The sequence below is a fragment of the Sulfobacillus thermotolerans genome (genome assembly GCF_039623705.1).
Lineage (GTDB): Bacteria > Bacillota > Sulfobacillia > Sulfobacillales > Sulfobacillaceae > Sulfobacillus > Sulfobacillus thermotolerans.
Map to the genome: position 1 here is coordinate 1,315,263 of NZ_CP133983.1, position 14,102 is coordinate 1,329,364.

Consider the following 14,102-nt stretch of genomic DNA (forward strand, 5'->3'; position numbering starts at 1 on the left):
GTTCAGATTCTTTAACCACCATGGTTCCGTGGTGGTTTAGAGGTAGTCCACCACGTCTTCGTAAAAAAGAATTCGCAACACGGAGGTGACCGCAGGATGAGCATAACGGTGGCAGATTACGATATAATCGTTGTCATATGGTATATGGACCGTTTCGCCAGCGTCTAACGGTAAGAACTTTAGAATATCTTCAATTTGTATCTTAAGTGCCTTCGCTTCAGGTGCAGAAAATTGTTTAAGATCGCGTAGCGCGAAATCTGACCACGATACGTTCACGAGGGACGCATTCCTTTCGATGGGGTAGATTAAAGGGCGAAAACGCATTGCACCGTAAGCCGATTTCCGAAGGAAGCCGAATTTCCGGAACTATTCGAATGGCGCCACTTCCAGACAATAATAGTAAAAAATAGACAAAAGATCCTTACATAATTTGTGGGAATTTAGTCAACAATTTCCTATTGAATATTCGTAAAGTCAAGGTTAGCGGAGTGGATGAAAAGGGGGGATTGGACCATGCTGATGGGAGAGTATGAACACTCCTTAGATGACAAAGGCCGGGTCACGATCCCTTCTCGATTGCGCGACGATCTGCAGACTCATTTTGTGATAACCAAAGGGTTAGACGGATGTCTCTTCCTGTATCCGATGGAAGAATGGGGCAAGATGGAAGAGCGGCTCAAGTCATTGCCCATGACCAACGCTAACGCCCGGGCGTTTGCTCGGTTGTTTTTAGCGGGGGCCCAAGACGTGGAAGTGGATAAGCAGTTTCGTGTCGTGATTCCACCGCGTTTGCGGGAGCATGCGGGTATTGAAAAAGAAGTGGTATTGGTGGGTGTCAGTACGCGCGTGGAGTTGTGGGCGCGCGAACGTTGGGAAGGCTATCAGGCAGAAGCGCAAACCTCGTATGAGGAAATTGCAGAAAAAATGGTGGACTTTGGATTTTAGCCGAGGTGATTTGATGTCATTTGCCCATGTCTCCGTGTTAGCAGAAGAAGCCCTTCAATACTGGGTGCATGACGTCCGGGGTCTCTATGTCGATGCGACAACAGGTGCTGGAGGCCATAGCCTCCGTTTGCTGGAATCGTATCCCGGCGCCCGCTTAATTGCGGTGGACCAAGATCCCATGGCTTTAGCGGCAGCCCAAGAAACACTAGCCCCATTCCAAAGTCGTGTGACCTTTGTTCATGGCAATTTTCGGGACTTGTCAACCATTTTAGATCCAGAATTGCGAGGGCGGATTGCCGGCTTTCTCTTTGATTTAGGGGTATCATCTCCCCAACTGGATAACCCCGAACGTGGCTTTAGCTACCAGTACGATACCGCTTTGGATATGCGTATGAATCCCGACAACCCGGTGACGGCATTTCGTTTAGTGAACATGAAGTCGAAAGAGGAAATTGCGCATGCTTTGCAAGTGTGGGGAGAGGAGCGCTGGGCGGTCCGCATCGCGGATTTTATCGTCCGGGCGCGGGCTAAAGAGCCGATCCGCACCACGGGGCAGTTGGTGGAATTGATTAAAGCGGCCATTCCTGCAGCGGCCAGGCGGACGGGAGGTCATCCGGCGCGCCGTACATTTCAGGCCTTGCGGATATGGGTTAACGACGAACTTGGGGCATTAGAAGAAGGCTTGGAGGCGGCTTTGCACTGGGCAGCGCCACAAGGACGCATTGTGGTCATCTCGTTTCATTCGCTCGAAGACCGCATCGTCAAGCATACATTTCGGCAATGGGGACAAGAGCGCCACGGAAAGGTGCTCACACGTCATCCCATTAGTCCGCATGAGGACGAAACAGATGTCAACCAGCGCGCTCGCTCGGCGAAATTGCGGGCGTTTGAACGGGAATCAATGGATGGCACGAAATAAGGGGGATATGATCAATGATTGACCGCGACCCATGGAACCAATACAACGAGGGAAATCTTGCGCGCCAATGGGAGAAGAAACTGCGCCCGCGCAAGCAACCCAAGCCCAAAGTGCAGCGCAAACCTTGGGTCAGGACCGTATTGTGGATCAGTGCCTTATGGGGCGCGGGCATGATCGCGTCCATTCTCGCGATTCATGTAATGGTCATGGGATATCAGGTAGATCGATTAGAATCGCAATACACTCAGCTCCATCGCCAACAGCAGGTGCTGAGTTTAACCGTGACCGACCTGACCTCTCCCCGGGCCTTGGCGGCTGACGCCTCACGTCTGCATCTGACGATGGTGGTGCCCAAAACTCAAACACCGGCTCCCAAAAGGTCTGTCGCGCATCAAGTGCCGCGCTATGCGACCTGGCCTCAGTTAGTGAGCCAATGGATTATCCATTTGCGGGAGGCTGTTACCCGAGCATGAATACTCGCAAAGCCGTGCAGCATCGCGCGCTATGGACGTTGCTTTTTACGGCCATTTTCATGGTGATATTGGTCGTCAGGTTCGTCATTATTCAGGTCGCCGATGCGAGTGATTTGCAGAGCTATGCTCGCAATATCCATGTGCATCCATCCCGCACAAACGGCCAAGATTTTGGCTCGCTATCTGCCGTTTTCTTCTACGCTTCTACGCAAGGTGCTGAGCGACAACTCCTGGTATGCGTTATTAGACCGCTCGGTACCAGCTTCGGTGGCACAGAAGATTCAAGCCTTGAACCTCACCGGAATTAGCGTAGTGCAAAGTACAGGACAAGAATATCCTAATGGGACTTTGGCCTCTCAAGTGATTGGCATGGTGGGCGCTAATGGCAAGGGTTTAGCGGGTATTGAATACGAGGACAACAGCATCTTGTCCGGTCATCCGGGTTATTGGGTAGTGCAAACGGATGCAGCCGGCAATCCACTGCCCCAGTGGCAAGAAGCCTACAAAGCTCCGCAACCAGGCGATACGGTTCAGCTGACCATTGACGCCAATATTGAAGCGGATGCGCAAAAATGGTTAAAGTGGGGCGTCAAACGGGCGCACGCGTTAAATGGCACCGTCATCGTGTTGAATCCGCACACCGGATCCGTTTTGGCCTTGGCCAATTGGCCCAATTTCAATCCCAACAACTACTATTCTGCGACTCCGTTGCAGATGACGGACTATGCTGTTCAAGATCCGGTGCCGCCTGGATCCATTTTTAAACCTGTGACGGCGTCGGCAGGACTGGGACTGGGGCTTTTTACCCCCAATAGTATGTTTGATACCGTGGGTTATAAAATTGTGGATGGCGTGCGTATCGACGACTGGAATCCAGTGGGCTGGGGCTGGATTACCTTAACGCGCGGACTCGAAGTCTCATCAGACCAAGTCTTTATGGATGTGGCGCTCAAAGTCGGGGTCAGTGAAATGTATCATTATATTAAGATGTTTGGGTTTGATCATCCGAGCAATGTGGGACTGCCTGGCGATTCGAGCGGGGTGTGGATTCCGGAACAGAATGTGAATGCCGTGGATTTGGCCACCATTGGGTTTGGACAAGGCATGGCCGTCACACCTATGCAAATGATTACCGCCGATTCGACGATTCCCAACCACGGCACGATGATGCAGCCGCACATTGTGAAAGCGATTTTGTCTCCGTCCGGAAAAGTCTTGAAAACGTTTAAACCAAGGGTGGAATCGCGCCCGGATTCCGTGCAAGTGGCTAAAGAAATTGAACACATGATGGTCCTCGAAGCCACCCAAGGCACCGGTGTGCCGGCCCAAGTGCCCGGTTACGTGATTGGAGGGAAGACCGGGACTGCGCAGAAGATTGTCAACGGCCGGACTTCCAACACACTCTTTGTGTCGTCATATATGGGATTTGGCCCCGTCCCGCATCCTAAGTTCATTATGTTAGTCATGATTAATCGCCCCATCGGCAAATTGTTCTATGGCGATCAGGTGTCGGCTCCGGTGTGGAAGCATATTGCCTCCTATATGTTTAAGTACTGGAAGATCAAACCCTATGCCGGTCCTGTCAACGGCTCGCAGCCGTTTGTCAAAACAAAGTAGCGTTCTGACCCCAAGGGTGAGGGCATAGATATTGTGAGTAGCCAAGCCTAAGGACGTGGCGAGGAGGCTCACAAATAATGACCAACAAGCCTACTTTGACAATCAAACGGCGGACCTTTGTGGTCATGCTGCTTGTCGGCTTGTACGATGTTTTGCTACTAGGCCGTTTAACGGACATCCAAGGCTTGCAAGCCGCTTCACTCAAAGAGCGGGCCGACCAAATTCATTTCCGGGGGGTGCCCTTGGCACCTTTTAGGGGCAACATTGTCGACCGTAATGGACACTTGTTAGCAGGCAGTCATCATGCCTATTCCGTGTATGCCATACCGGTTCAGACCCGCAAACATCGCACCCAAGAAACGATATTGCTCTCAACGTTGCTTCAACTCTCGCCGCAAACCGTCAAACGGCGCTTGAGTCGTAGGCAAGGATTTGTGTGGATTAAACGGCGCATCGCGCCCACAGAACTTGATGCCTTGCGGTCCCAACTAGCGGCGCTACCGGGCGTCCACTTGATTACCGAAACGGCGCGCTACTATCCGCAAGGGGAATTGGCGGGACCGGTCTTGGGATTTACTGGCATTGACAATCAAGGGTTGGCCGGGATTGAATTAATCTATGATAAATATCTCACGGGCAAGCCCGGTAGCATTCAAGAAGAGTTTGACGTTACGGGCCAGTCGGTGGCGTTTGCGCAGACGCGTGTCATTCCGTCCGTACAGGGGGATACCGTAGAGCTTAGTTTAGACGATCATATTCAATGGATGGCCGAGCGGGCCTGCGAGCAGGCCATGATTCACACGCAGGGCAAATCGGTGAGCATTGTCGTGATGCATCCCAAAACCGGTGGAATTTTGGCCATGGCCCAACGCCCTTCGATGAATCCCAATCATTTTCGGGACTATAGTCCGAAGAATTACCGGGTGCTATCGGTGTCGGATGCGATTCCGCCCGGCTCGATTTTCAAGCCAGTGACCTTGGCTGCAGCCTTGGAAGAAGGCACGGCCTCCGTAAATTCCCAATTTTTTTGCCCGGGATTCAAAAATGTGTTAGGACGGCGGGTGAATTGCTGGCGGCCTCAAGGGCACGGGGCGGAAAATTTGGCTTTAGTGGTGAGAAATTCCTGCAACGTAGGATTTATGGAATTGGGATTAGGGCTTGGGGTGGATAAGTTTTACGAGTATCTTGACAAATTTGGGCTCAAAGGCCGCACTCATATTGACTTACCGGGCGAAGCGCTGGGCATCTTTCCGGCGATGAAGCGCGTGACCGCTCTCGATTTAGCGATTATGGCCTTTGGGCAGACCCTGACGGTGACCCCTATCGCCTTGCTGAATGCCATAAGCGCCATCGCTAATGATGGGGTCTTGCTTAAACCGCATATTGTGCGCAGGATTTTGGCTCCCAATGGGCATGTGATAAAAGAGATGGATGCACAAGTTGTCCGCCGAGTGGTGTCAGAGAATGTTGCCAAAACGGTGCAAAGCATGATGGTAGGGGTTGTCAGCGAAGGCACCGGAAAACTGGCACAGGTTCCGGGCTATAAGATAGCGGGAAAAACTGGTACCGCACAAAAAGTCATCAACGGCCGCACAGAAAAAGGGGTATATATTGCCTCCTTTATTGGGTTTGGTCCGGTGCCCAATCCTGAGGTTGCGGTGATTGTCAATGTGGATGAACCCGTGGGGGCGTTCTATGGAGGCCAAGTCGCGGCGCCAATTTTTGGACAGTTGGTGCGTAATATTTTTCGGTACTTAAAATTGCCGCCTACGGAGCCCATTAAGCCCCCGCCAAAAGGGGAGCCGGCGATGGTGCCGAGCTTGGTAAATTTGGACCCAGAAACCGCACTACAAGATGCCGCAGCGTTTGGTTTTCCGGTACAATTTGAAGGGCGAGGCCGTGTGGTGGTGGACCAATCCATTGAATATGGAGGGTACCGACCCGCGGGCACAATACTCCAGTTAAAATTAGGGGACGCTAGCCGTATTTACTTAGAATGGGTGGCAGTACCACAGTTTGAGGGGTTAAACGCCCAGAGTGCAGCGCGTTTGGCGTGGGTCTTGGGCATTAATGTCAAGGCGCGCAATAAGGGATCTGGCGTGGTCCGGCGGCAAAACCCGCCGAAAGGCACCGAAGTAAGGGCGGGGTCCGTGGTGGAGATTTGGCTTGGGTGAGTAAGGGCTCACGCCATGGGGAAATGACGTAGGAGGCTTCGGCATGATTTGGAGTGAACTAATCAAGGTGGTTCCGGATGGAACCCCGGTGGGGAATACGGCAGTGGAGGTCACAGGCATCGCATACGATTCGCGCCATGTCGAAGCCAATAATGTGTTTTGTGCGATTCCGGGATTTCGCACAGACGGTCATCTATTTTGTCAAGAAGCAGCGAACCGGGGTGCGACAGCCTTTGTCGTGGAGCGGGCGGAAGCTATTCCGGCTGGCAAATCCGGGGTGGTGGTGCCTAATGCGAGGCGGGCCATGGCCTTGATTGCGGATAAGTTTTATGGCAGTCCCTCCGCACGCTTAGCGATGATCGGGGTCACCGGGACCAATGGCAAAACGACGACGACACACATTGTGCGCGCTCTGCTCGAGGCCAATGACATCCCGACCGGACTGACCGGCACACTATACACATTAATGGGCCAAGACACGTATAAGGTGAGTCGGACGACGCCTGAATCGCCTGATTTGCAAAGTCTCTTGCGTCATATGGTGGACCGTGGTATGCGGGCTGCGGTAATGGAGGTATCCTCCCATGCCTTAGTCCTTTCGCGTGTCGACCAAGTGCAATACGATGTCGGCGTATTTACTAATTTAACGCAAGACCACTTAGACTTTCACAAAGATTTTGAGTCGTACTTTCAAGCCAAAGCCCTGTTGTTTCGGCACTTAGGGGCTTCCTCCAAAACGGGTCCGAAAGCGGCCATTATCAACATCGATGATGACTACGGCAAACGCTTGATTCCGATGTCGCCGGTGCCTGTCCTGACCTATGGTTTGACCGAAGGGGCCGACATTATGGGCAGCATGGTCACTGTAGGTAGCCGGGGCGTACAGTTTGTGGCGTCGTTCCCCAATGGGGAACGGCAAGCGGTGGAGTTCAATATGACAGGGCGGTTCAACGTCCTCAATGCGTTAGCCGCGATGGCCGTCGGCTATGTCTACGGCTTATCGCCCCGGCAGATGGCCGAGGCGTTAGCGCGTTATCCGGGTGTTCCGGGCCGCTTTGAGCGTATCGATGAAGGCCAGCCTTTTACCGTCATTGTGGATTATGCGCATACTCCAGATGGCATGGAAAACGTCTTAAAAACCGCACGGGAATTTACTGTGGGGTCGATTGGGGTCCTGTTTGGCGCCGGTGGTGACCGAGACCGTGGTAAACGCGCGTTGATGGGGGAAGCAGCAGGGCGCTACGCGGACTGGGTTGTACTGACGGCCGACAATCCCCGGTCGGAAGATCCAATGGATATCATTAATCAAATTGCCGATGGTCTCAAACCGACGCAGACGCCGTTTGAAGTGGAGTTGGACCGGGAACGGGCCATTCGTTTGGCGCTGCAAAAAGGCCAGCCCGGTGACGTGATTTTCATCTTAGGCAAAGGCCACGAAACCTATCAAATTTACCGAGATGGCACAATCCATTTCGATGACCGAGAAATTGCACGTCAAGCCTTGCGGGAGATTAAAAAGCCATGATGGCCTTGACCTATGACGAGGTGACCAAAGCGTCCGGAGCCGTGGCGCATGGGGTCGATCTCACCAAGACCATGACCGACTTGACCGTTGATAGCCGCAACGTCAAGCCTGGCGCCCTTTTTGTCGCCTTGCCGGGGGCTCACACGGATGGGCATAAGTTTGTTCCCGATGTTTGGGCCAAGGGCGGCGTGGCGATGGTAGAGGCCTCTTTTCAACCCCTCCAGGGTCCTGCGTTGGTGGTGCCATCGCCGCTAGACGCCATGGGGACGATGACGCGCCAAACGGTGGATGCCAAAGGAACGGTTGTGGTCGCTGTGACCGGAAGTGTGGGCAAGACCAGTGTGAAAGAATTAACGGCAGCAGCTTTAGGGGCAAAATTTGCGACCGGAAAATCCCATGGCAACTACAATACAGCGATTGGGTTGCCAATGTCATATTTTCGTAGCGACCCCGATATCACGCACTTCGTGGCGGAAATGGGCATGCGGGCCTTAGGCGAAATTGCGGCTTTGACGCAGATCATGCCGCCACAGGTCGCGATCATTACCAATATCGGGCCTAATCATATGGAAACACTGGGCAGCATGGACAATATCCAGCGAGCCAAGGGCGAGATTTTGCTGGGCCTGCGCCCTGGCGGAATAGCGGTGCTCAATTATGATGATGACCGTTTTCGCGCTCTTGCCTCAACAATTCCCAATAATCAGATTCTCTGGTATGGGCGCCAAGGCGGCGACTGTGTGGTGAAAGAGGCCGTATTGACACCTCATGGTACTCTAATCACGCTGGAATTTCGCCGCAACCGCTTGTCACTCACCATTCCCTATCTCGGAGCCCATCATGGCCACAACGTGGCGGCGGCCTTTTTGGCGGCCATAGCGGTCGGATTAACGCCCGAGGAAGCGGTGCGTGGGTTGGAAAGCGTACCGCCCACCAGTGGCCGGTTGCAGACGGTTCCGCTCGGGACCCTGACAGTGCTAGCCGATTATTACAACGCCAGCCCTTTGTCCATGACCATGGCATTAGACGTTTTGGCACATCAGCCGGCCACCGGGCGCAAAATCGCCGTGTTAGGCGACATGTTGGAGCTAGGCGTTTTAGAAGAGCAAGGCCATGAGCAGGTCGGGCAAGAAGCTGCACGCCGGGCGGACATTGTGCTGGCAGTGGGCCCTAGATCACAAAAGATCGCGCAGGGTGCTCAGGCGTTAGGATCCCAAGCGGTGTGGGTTCCTGACCTTGATCATGCCTATGATTGGTTAATTCAGCATTTGCAAGCGGGTGACGTGATGCTCTTAAAGGCCTCTCACGGAATGATGTTCGAGACCTTACACCAACGTCTTGAACAGTGGGGGGGACCGCATTGAACCAAGCATACGCGGGGCTCTTCGCATTTTTGGTGGCATTTATCTTAGGGCCGGTGTTTATTCCCGTGCTGCACCGTTTGAAATTTGGCCAAACCGTGCGCGATGTCGGCCCGCAGAGCCACTTGAAAAAACAAGGCACGCCGACAATGGGGGGGCTCTTGTTTCTGGTGCCGTTGCCCATTGCGGTTGCGATTTTTGCTCCGCATAGCTTGGAAGCGTGGGCACTGGTGGCATTGATTTGGTCTTATGGATTGATTGGCCTGGCCGACGATATGCTGAAAGTCGTCTTTAAGAGACCTTTGGGCCTTAAAGCCCGAGAAAAGCTGCTATTCCAAGTCCTGTTTGCGGTGGCGTTTACGTGGTTGGCCGGGGCGCGTTTTCACGCGGCAGGTACGTATGTTTTGCCTTTTCACTGGGGCGTCTTACCCTCCGGCGTCTTTTTTGGACCGCTTTCGGTGTTGGCGATCTTAGGAAGCGGAAATGCCGTAAACTTGACCGATGGCTTAGATGGCTTAGCCGCTGGTGCGGCCGCAATTACCATGGCCTTTTTTGCCTTCTGGGGCGTTATGCATCACGAACCCGTAATTGCTTTGGTCTCCCTGACGCTCATTGGCGCCCTCGTGGGCTTTTTACGCTATAATGTGCACCCAGCGCGCGTCTTCATGGGCGATACCGGGTCTTTGGCCCTAGGGGCAGCGTTGGCGGGGACCGCGATTGTGTCGCGCACGACCCTGCTGTTGCCGCTCATTGGGTTGCTCTTCGTAATTGAAACCTTATCGGTGATTATTCAAGTGTTAAGTTTTCGTCTAACAGGTAAACGGGTTTTTCGCATGAGTCCTTTGCATCATCACTTTGAGTTGGGCGGCTGGCCGGAAGAGCGGGTGGTTGCGGTCTTTTGGGTCGTAGCCGCTGTTGGCGCGCTGTTGGCTTGGTGGTAGCACACGGCACGATGGGATGGTCTGCAAGGAGGTTATGGCATGAATGAGGAAAGACGGCGTATCGACTATCTTTTGTTAGCGGGGGTTGCGGGTTTATTAGCCATTGGCACTGTCGTCGTGTTTTCCGCGAGCGCGTCCGTCTCGTTCAAACAGTTTGGAAATCCCTATTATTACGTGGAACACCAGCTGGTATGGGCCGTGATTGGTATTATTGCCATGATTGCCACGACCCGGATTGACTACTGGCGCTATACGAAGCTAATTTTTCCGGGCTTTATGCTCTCGGTGCTGTTATTGGTTGCCGTGTTGATTCCTCATGTCGGCATTGATATCAACGGGGCCCGGCGCTGGCTCGGGGTGGGCTCTTTGCAAATTCAGCCCTCTGAGCTCGCGAAGTTGGCTATGATTTTCCTCTTTGCCCGTCTTTTTAGTTTGCACCGTCAAGATTTGGACGATTTTTGGCGTGGCGTGATGCCTCATATCCTCTTGGCGTCGGTTGTTTTTGTCTTGATTTTGGCCGAGCCTGACTTGGGCACGACGATTGCGACGGCCGGGACCTTTTTTGTCATGCTGTTTGTGGCGGGGGTTAAAAAACGCCATTTGCTCGAGTTGACTGGGGCGGCCGTGCCCATTTTGGCTTGGGCCATGATTGCCGAACCTTACCGCAGACAGCGTTTACTGGCGTTTATGGATCCATGGAAGCACCCCTTAGGGGAGGGTTTTCACACCATTCAAGCGCTATTGGCGTTAGGTTCCGGCGGGGTTTTAGGGGTGGGGCTGGGGTATTCTCGTCAAGCCTTGGGCTATCTCCCAGAAGCCTTCACGGACTTTATTTTTGCGATTTTAGGGGAGGAACTCGGCTTATTAGGGACCTTGACCGTGGTGCTCTTGTTCATGATGGTGGCTTGGCGAGGTTTCCGCATTGCCATGCGGGCACCCGATATGTATTCCAGCTTATTGGCAACGGGCTTAACCACTATGATTGCCATTCAGGCCGCGATTAATATGGGCGTGGTGACCGCGACGTTGCCGGTGACGGGAATTACCTTGCCCTTTATCAGCTACGGGGGATCGTCGCTTGTGTTAAGCATGGCGGGCGTTGGGGTTCTGTTAAATATTAGTAAGCACGCTGCGTAACGGGAAACATACGCTGGAGAACGGACGACAAAGTGTAGGCAACAATTTGTATGGGAGTGGTCGTAGGACATGCGGATGCTGATTGCGGGCGGCGGCAGCGGGGGCCATATTTATCCTGCCTTGGCGATTATTGACGCGGTGCGTGCTCGTGTCAAAACGCTGGACGTTTTATATATTGGAACCGATCATGGACTTGAAAAGGATTTAGTGCCGGCCCGCGGCATTCCGTTTGCAACGATTCATGCGCGGGGGCTGTTGGTCAAAGGGATCGCGGGCAAGGCCCAAGGGGCGCTCGGAGTTTTTGCCGGTATTGGCAAAGCATCCCGAATGGACCCTGCTTTGGGCCACGGGCAAACGGTATTATCAAGACATCATGAACCGCGTGGCGCAAAATCCCGAGCAGTTGGACCCAAAACAGGTGCGGATTGTCGAATACTTTTATGAGATTCAAAAATCCTACCGAGTATCTGATGTGTTTTTTGGTAGAGCTGGGGCTATGACTATTGCCGATTGCGTGGCCTTTGGATTGCCGCCGATTTTGGTGCCGTCTCCGCATGTGGCGGAAGATCACCAAACCAAAAATGCGGAAGTCATTGCGCAACGGCACGCGGGCTTGGTGTTGAAAGAACCTGAGTTGGCCCTTAGGGGCCAAGAGGTGTTGACCATGGTGCTGAGTCAGCCTGAGCAGCGTCAGGCTATGGCCCAAGCATTACGTGCGATACAAGATGATACGGCGGCCCAGAAAATTGTGGAGACAATTACCACAGCCGCCCGCCACGGAAGGAGGTAACGCCATTGGATGCGGAACGTGTGGCCCAAGAGTTGCGTAGACTAGACGTAGGGGCTGTGCAGCAAGAGGAGCCGTTGGCTCGGCATACGTCCTTCCGGATTGGCGGACCCGCCGCGATTTATCTACAGCCTCCGAACCAAGAGGCATTGGTGCGAGCGCTCGACTGGGTTCACCGCGAAGCTGTTCCCTATTTTGTTTTAGGGCAAGGCACGAACGTCTTGGTCTCTGACCAAGGCTTAGACGCGGTTGTTCTGTCTCCCTCGCGCGCTTTGCGCTACGTGGACACAAAGGGAGATCAATTGATCGCGGGCGCGGGCGTATTATTGACGAAACTCGCTCACCGCGCGCATCAGGCGGGTTTGGGCGGAATGGAATTTGCGGTCAGTATTCCTGGCACCTTAGGTGGGGCTTTAGTCATGAACGCGGGAGCGCATGGGACCGAAATGAAGGATGTCGTGCGCCAGCTTGTGGTCTGGGAGCCTGAGGTCGGGGTGCGCTCGATTTCGTCGACCGAAGCCGATTTTGCGTACCGGTCAAGCGCGTTTATGCGCCAAAAGTGGATTGCCTTGGAAGCTCAAATCGAGCTGACGCCCAAAGAGCCGGGAGAGATTTTGAGCACCATGCGGCACCACATGGAGTACCGCAAAAGGACGCAACCCGTCGGTGATCCCAATGCGGGGAGTGTGTTTAAAAATCCTCCCAATGATTATGCAGGACGCCTCATAGAGTCCTTGGGAGCGAAAGGGTGGCGTCTTGGAGATGCCGAGGTGTCGCAGGTGCATGCCAACTTTATTGTGAACCGGGGACACGCGACGGCCCATGATGTCCTTGGTCTTATGCGGCGCTTGCGCCATGAGGTCTATGCGCGCTATGCGGTCCAATTGCGCCCAGAAGTGCGTTGGATTGGGCCAGGAGAGGGAGGATTTGAGGCAACATGGGAGAATTTGTGGTGCGAGGCGGGAAAAGGCTTAACGGAACCGTGCGAATAAACGGGGCCAAGAACGCCGCATTGCCGATTTTAGCTGCGACGGTACTGGCCACGGAACCCGTCATTTTGCATGACGTCCCGGACTTGCGGGACATTCATGTGATGATTGCCGTGCTACGGTCCTTGGGCATGACCGTAGAGAAGGCGGGACGTGACGTCTTTGTGGATCCAAGGACTCTTAATAGCTATGTGGTGCCTGCGGAATTAATGCAAGAAATGCGCGCGTCGATTTTTCTTTTAGGACCGTTATTAGCCAAATTAGGAGCTGCGGAGGCTACGCAGCCGGGGGGCTGTGCCATAGGCGACCGGCCCATTGATTTGCACTTATACGGCTTAACATCTTTAGGTGCCACAGTGCACGACGAGGGCGGACGCACTGTGCTTCGCGCCAAAAAGCTGGTGGGGAATGAAGTGCATTTTCCCTTCCCCAGTGTCGGCGCCACGGAGAACGTGCTGATGGCCGCAGCGCTGGCCGAAGGAGAAACCCGGATTCGTAATGCGGCGATGGAACCCGAGATTGTCGACTTAGCCCAGTTTCTTGAACGCCTAGGGGCTACGGTGCGGGGAGCAGGCACACCGGACATTCGGATTAGCGGCGCCTCGATGCTTAAAGGCGCTGAGCATACCGTCATCGGCGACCGTATTGAGGCGGCAACGTTTGTGTTGAGTACGGCCGCGGTGGGGGGCGATATCACGGTGAAAAACTGTCTGGTGGACCATTTGCCCGGGTTGTGGGGCCGCTTGCAAGACATTGGGGTGATGGTTGAAGAAATTGATGCGGATACCGTTCACATTGTCAGTGAGGGGCGTTTTAAGCCGATTCCGGTATCGGTCGCCACGGCTCCCTACCCTGGTTTTGCAACGGACTGTCAGCCCCAATTTATGAGTTTTCTGCTGGCCGTACCCGGCGTCCATTTAGTCACTGAACGCGTCTTTGAGAACCGTTTGGGCCATGCGGCTCAGTTGCGCCGAATGGGCGCGCAGATTATTGCAGACCAGCGCGTTGCCCTTATTTATGGGGGCCATCCCTTGCATGGGGCCTATGTGACCGCGCCCGACTTGCGGGCGGGAGCAGCTTTGGTGATTGGGGCCTTGAAGGCGGAGGGCGAAAGCGTGATTGCTGGACGCGAAATTATTGAACGCGGTTATGAACAGTTAGATGTGCGCCTTTCGGCTTTGGGGGCCAGCATTCAAGCTCGCTGAGCTTCTGCTGTGGAAATTGGTGGTATTGT

General features: G+C 53.9%; 14 protein-coding genes. 13 read left to right on the forward strand and 1 reads right to left on the reverse strand.

Translation table 11 applies throughout. The features are described from left to right. Window positions 1-36: 36 nt before the first annotated feature. On the reverse strand, window positions 37-276 hold the full coding sequence (locus ORD20_RS06670) for a hypothetical protein (RefSeq protein WP_103376433.1): 240 nt from the start codon (window positions 274-276) through the stop codon (window positions 37-39). Between the two features lie 237 nt (window positions 277-513). On the opposite strand from ORD20_RS06670, the gene mraZ reads away from it, so the two are divergent. The 13 genes from mraZ (at window position 514) to murA (ending at window position 14,073) form a co-directional block, all read left to right on the forward strand. Next, window positions 514-945, forward strand: coding sequence for a division/cell wall cluster transcriptional repressor MraZ (gene mraZ, locus ORD20_RS06675; protein ID WP_103376432.1), 432 nt, complete (start codon window positions 514-516; stop codon window positions 943-945). 13 nt (window positions 946-958) lie between these two features. Next, on the forward strand, window positions 959-1,864 hold the full coding sequence (gene rsmH, locus ORD20_RS06680) for a 16S rRNA (cytosine(1402)-N(4))-methyltransferase RsmH (RefSeq protein WP_103376776.1): 906 nt from the start codon (window positions 959-961) through the stop codon (window positions 1,862-1,864). Between the two features lie 14 nt (window positions 1,865-1,878). Continuing rightward, the gene (locus ORD20_RS06685) at window positions 1,879-2,337 is read left to right on the forward strand and encodes a hypothetical protein (RefSeq protein WP_103376431.1); all 459 of its coding nucleotides are present in this window, start codon (window positions 1,879-1,881) and stop codon (window positions 2,335-2,337) included. 123 nt (window positions 2,338-2,460) lie between these two features. Beyond that, window positions 2,461-3,954, forward strand: coding sequence for a peptidoglycan D,D-transpeptidase FtsI family protein (locus ORD20_RS06690; protein ID WP_430626620.1), 1,494 nt, complete (start codon window positions 2,461-2,463; stop codon window positions 3,952-3,954). Between the two features lie 77 nt (window positions 3,955-4,031). Next, window positions 4,032-6,128, forward strand: coding sequence for a penicillin-binding transpeptidase domain-containing protein (locus ORD20_RS06695; RefSeq protein WP_103376429.1), 2,097 nt, complete (start codon window positions 4,032-4,034; stop codon window positions 6,126-6,128). Between the two features lie 43 nt (window positions 6,129-6,171). Beyond that, the gene (locus ORD20_RS06700) at window positions 6,172-7,653 is read left to right on the forward strand and encodes a UDP-N-acetylmuramoyl-L-alanyl-D-glutamate--2,6-diaminopimelate ligase (protein WP_103376428.1); all 1,482 of its coding nucleotides are present in this window, start codon (window positions 6,172-6,174) and stop codon (window positions 7,651-7,653) included. Further along, window positions 7,650-9,017, forward strand: coding sequence for a UDP-N-acetylmuramoyl-tripeptide--D-alanyl-D-alanine ligase (locus ORD20_RS06705; protein ID WP_103376427.1), 1,368 nt, complete (start codon window positions 7,650-7,652; stop codon window positions 9,015-9,017). The genes ORD20_RS06700 and ORD20_RS06705 overlap by 4 nt, the downstream gene beginning before the upstream one ends. Then, the gene (gene mraY, locus ORD20_RS06710) at window positions 9,014-9,955 is read left to right on the forward strand and encodes a phospho-N-acetylmuramoyl-pentapeptide-transferase (protein ID WP_103376426.1); all 942 of its coding nucleotides are present in this window, start codon (window positions 9,014-9,016) and stop codon (window positions 9,953-9,955) included. The genes ORD20_RS06705 and mraY overlap by 4 nt, the downstream gene beginning before the upstream one ends. 39 nt (window positions 9,956-9,994) lie before the next feature. Beyond that, window positions 9,995-11,092: a putative lipid II flippase FtsW gene (ftsW, locus tag ORD20_RS06715; protein ID WP_103376425.1), complete on the forward strand. Its 1,098-nt coding sequence runs from the start codon at window positions 9,995-9,997 to the stop codon at window positions 11,090-11,092. Between the two features lie 69 nt (window positions 11,093-11,161). Continuing rightward, window positions 11,162-11,536 carry a glycosyltransferase gene (locus tag ORD20_RS06720; RefSeq protein WP_430626621.1) on the forward strand — a complete coding sequence of 125 codons (375 nt, stop codon included), beginning with the start codon at window positions 11,162-11,164 and terminating at the stop codon, window positions 11,534-11,536. Then, a complete protein-coding gene (locus ORD20_RS06725) occupies window positions 11,466-11,882 on the forward strand; it encodes a UDP-N-acetylglucosamine--N-acetylmuramyl-(pentapeptide) pyrophosphoryl-undecaprenol N-acetylglucosamine transferase (RefSeq protein WP_430626622.1) in 417 nt (138 codons plus the stop codon). Before ORD20_RS06720 ends, ORD20_RS06725 begins: the two co-directional genes overlap by 71 nt. Before the next feature lie 5 nt (window positions 11,883-11,887). Then, window positions 11,888-12,871: a UDP-N-acetylmuramate dehydrogenase gene (gene murB, locus ORD20_RS06730; protein WP_103376423.1), complete on the forward strand. Its 984-nt coding sequence runs from the start codon at window positions 11,888-11,890 to the stop codon at window positions 12,869-12,871. Then, window positions 12,817-14,073, forward strand: a complete 1,257-nt coding sequence (gene murA / locus ORD20_RS06735; RefSeq protein ID WP_103376422.1) for a UDP-N-acetylglucosamine 1-carboxyvinyltransferase — start codon at window positions 12,817-12,819, stop codon at window positions 14,071-14,073. The genes murB and murA overlap by 55 nt, the downstream gene beginning before the upstream one ends. Window positions 14,074-14,102 lie beyond the last annotated feature (29 nt).

Excerpts from the sequence above, each read along its gene's own strand:
- mraZ (WP_103376432.1), top strand. The coding sequence starts at position 514 with ATGCTGATGGGAGAGTATGAACACTCCTTAGATGACAAAGGCCGGGTC.
- rsmH (WP_103376776.1), top strand. The coding sequence starts at position 959 with ATGTCATTTGCCCATGTCTCCGTGTTAGCAGAAGAAGCCCTTCAATAC.
- ORD20_RS06685 (WP_103376431.1), top strand. The coding sequence starts at position 1,879 with ATGATTGACCGCGACCCATGGAACCAATACAACGAGGGAAATCTTGCG.
- ORD20_RS06690 (WP_430626620.1), top strand. The coding sequence starts at position 2,461 with ATGCTCGCAATATCCATGTGCATCCATCCCGCACAAACGGCCAAGATT.
- ORD20_RS06695 (WP_103376429.1), top strand. The coding sequence starts at position 4,032 with ATGACCAACAAGCCTACTTTGACAATCAAACGGCGGACCTTTGTGGTC.
- ORD20_RS06700 (WP_103376428.1), top strand. The coding sequence starts at position 6,172 with ATGATTTGGAGTGAACTAATCAAGGTGGTTCCGGATGGAACCCCGGTG.
- ORD20_RS06705 (WP_103376427.1), top strand. The coding sequence starts at position 7,650 with ATGATGGCCTTGACCTATGACGAGGTGACCAAAGCGTCCGGAGCCGTG.
- ftsW (WP_103376425.1), top strand. The coding sequence starts at position 9,995 with ATGAATGAGGAAAGACGGCGTATCGACTATCTTTTGTTAGCGGGGGTT.
- ORD20_RS06720 (WP_430626621.1), top strand. The coding sequence starts at position 11,162 with ATGCGGATGCTGATTGCGGGCGGCGGCAGCGGGGGCCATATTTATCCT.
- ORD20_RS06725 (WP_430626622.1), top strand. The coding sequence starts at position 11,466 with ATGAACCGCGTGGCGCAAAATCCCGAGCAGTTGGACCCAAAACAGGTG.
- murA (WP_103376422.1), top strand. The coding sequence starts at position 12,817 with ATGGGAGAATTTGTGGTGCGAGGCGGGAAAAGGCTTAACGGAACCGTG.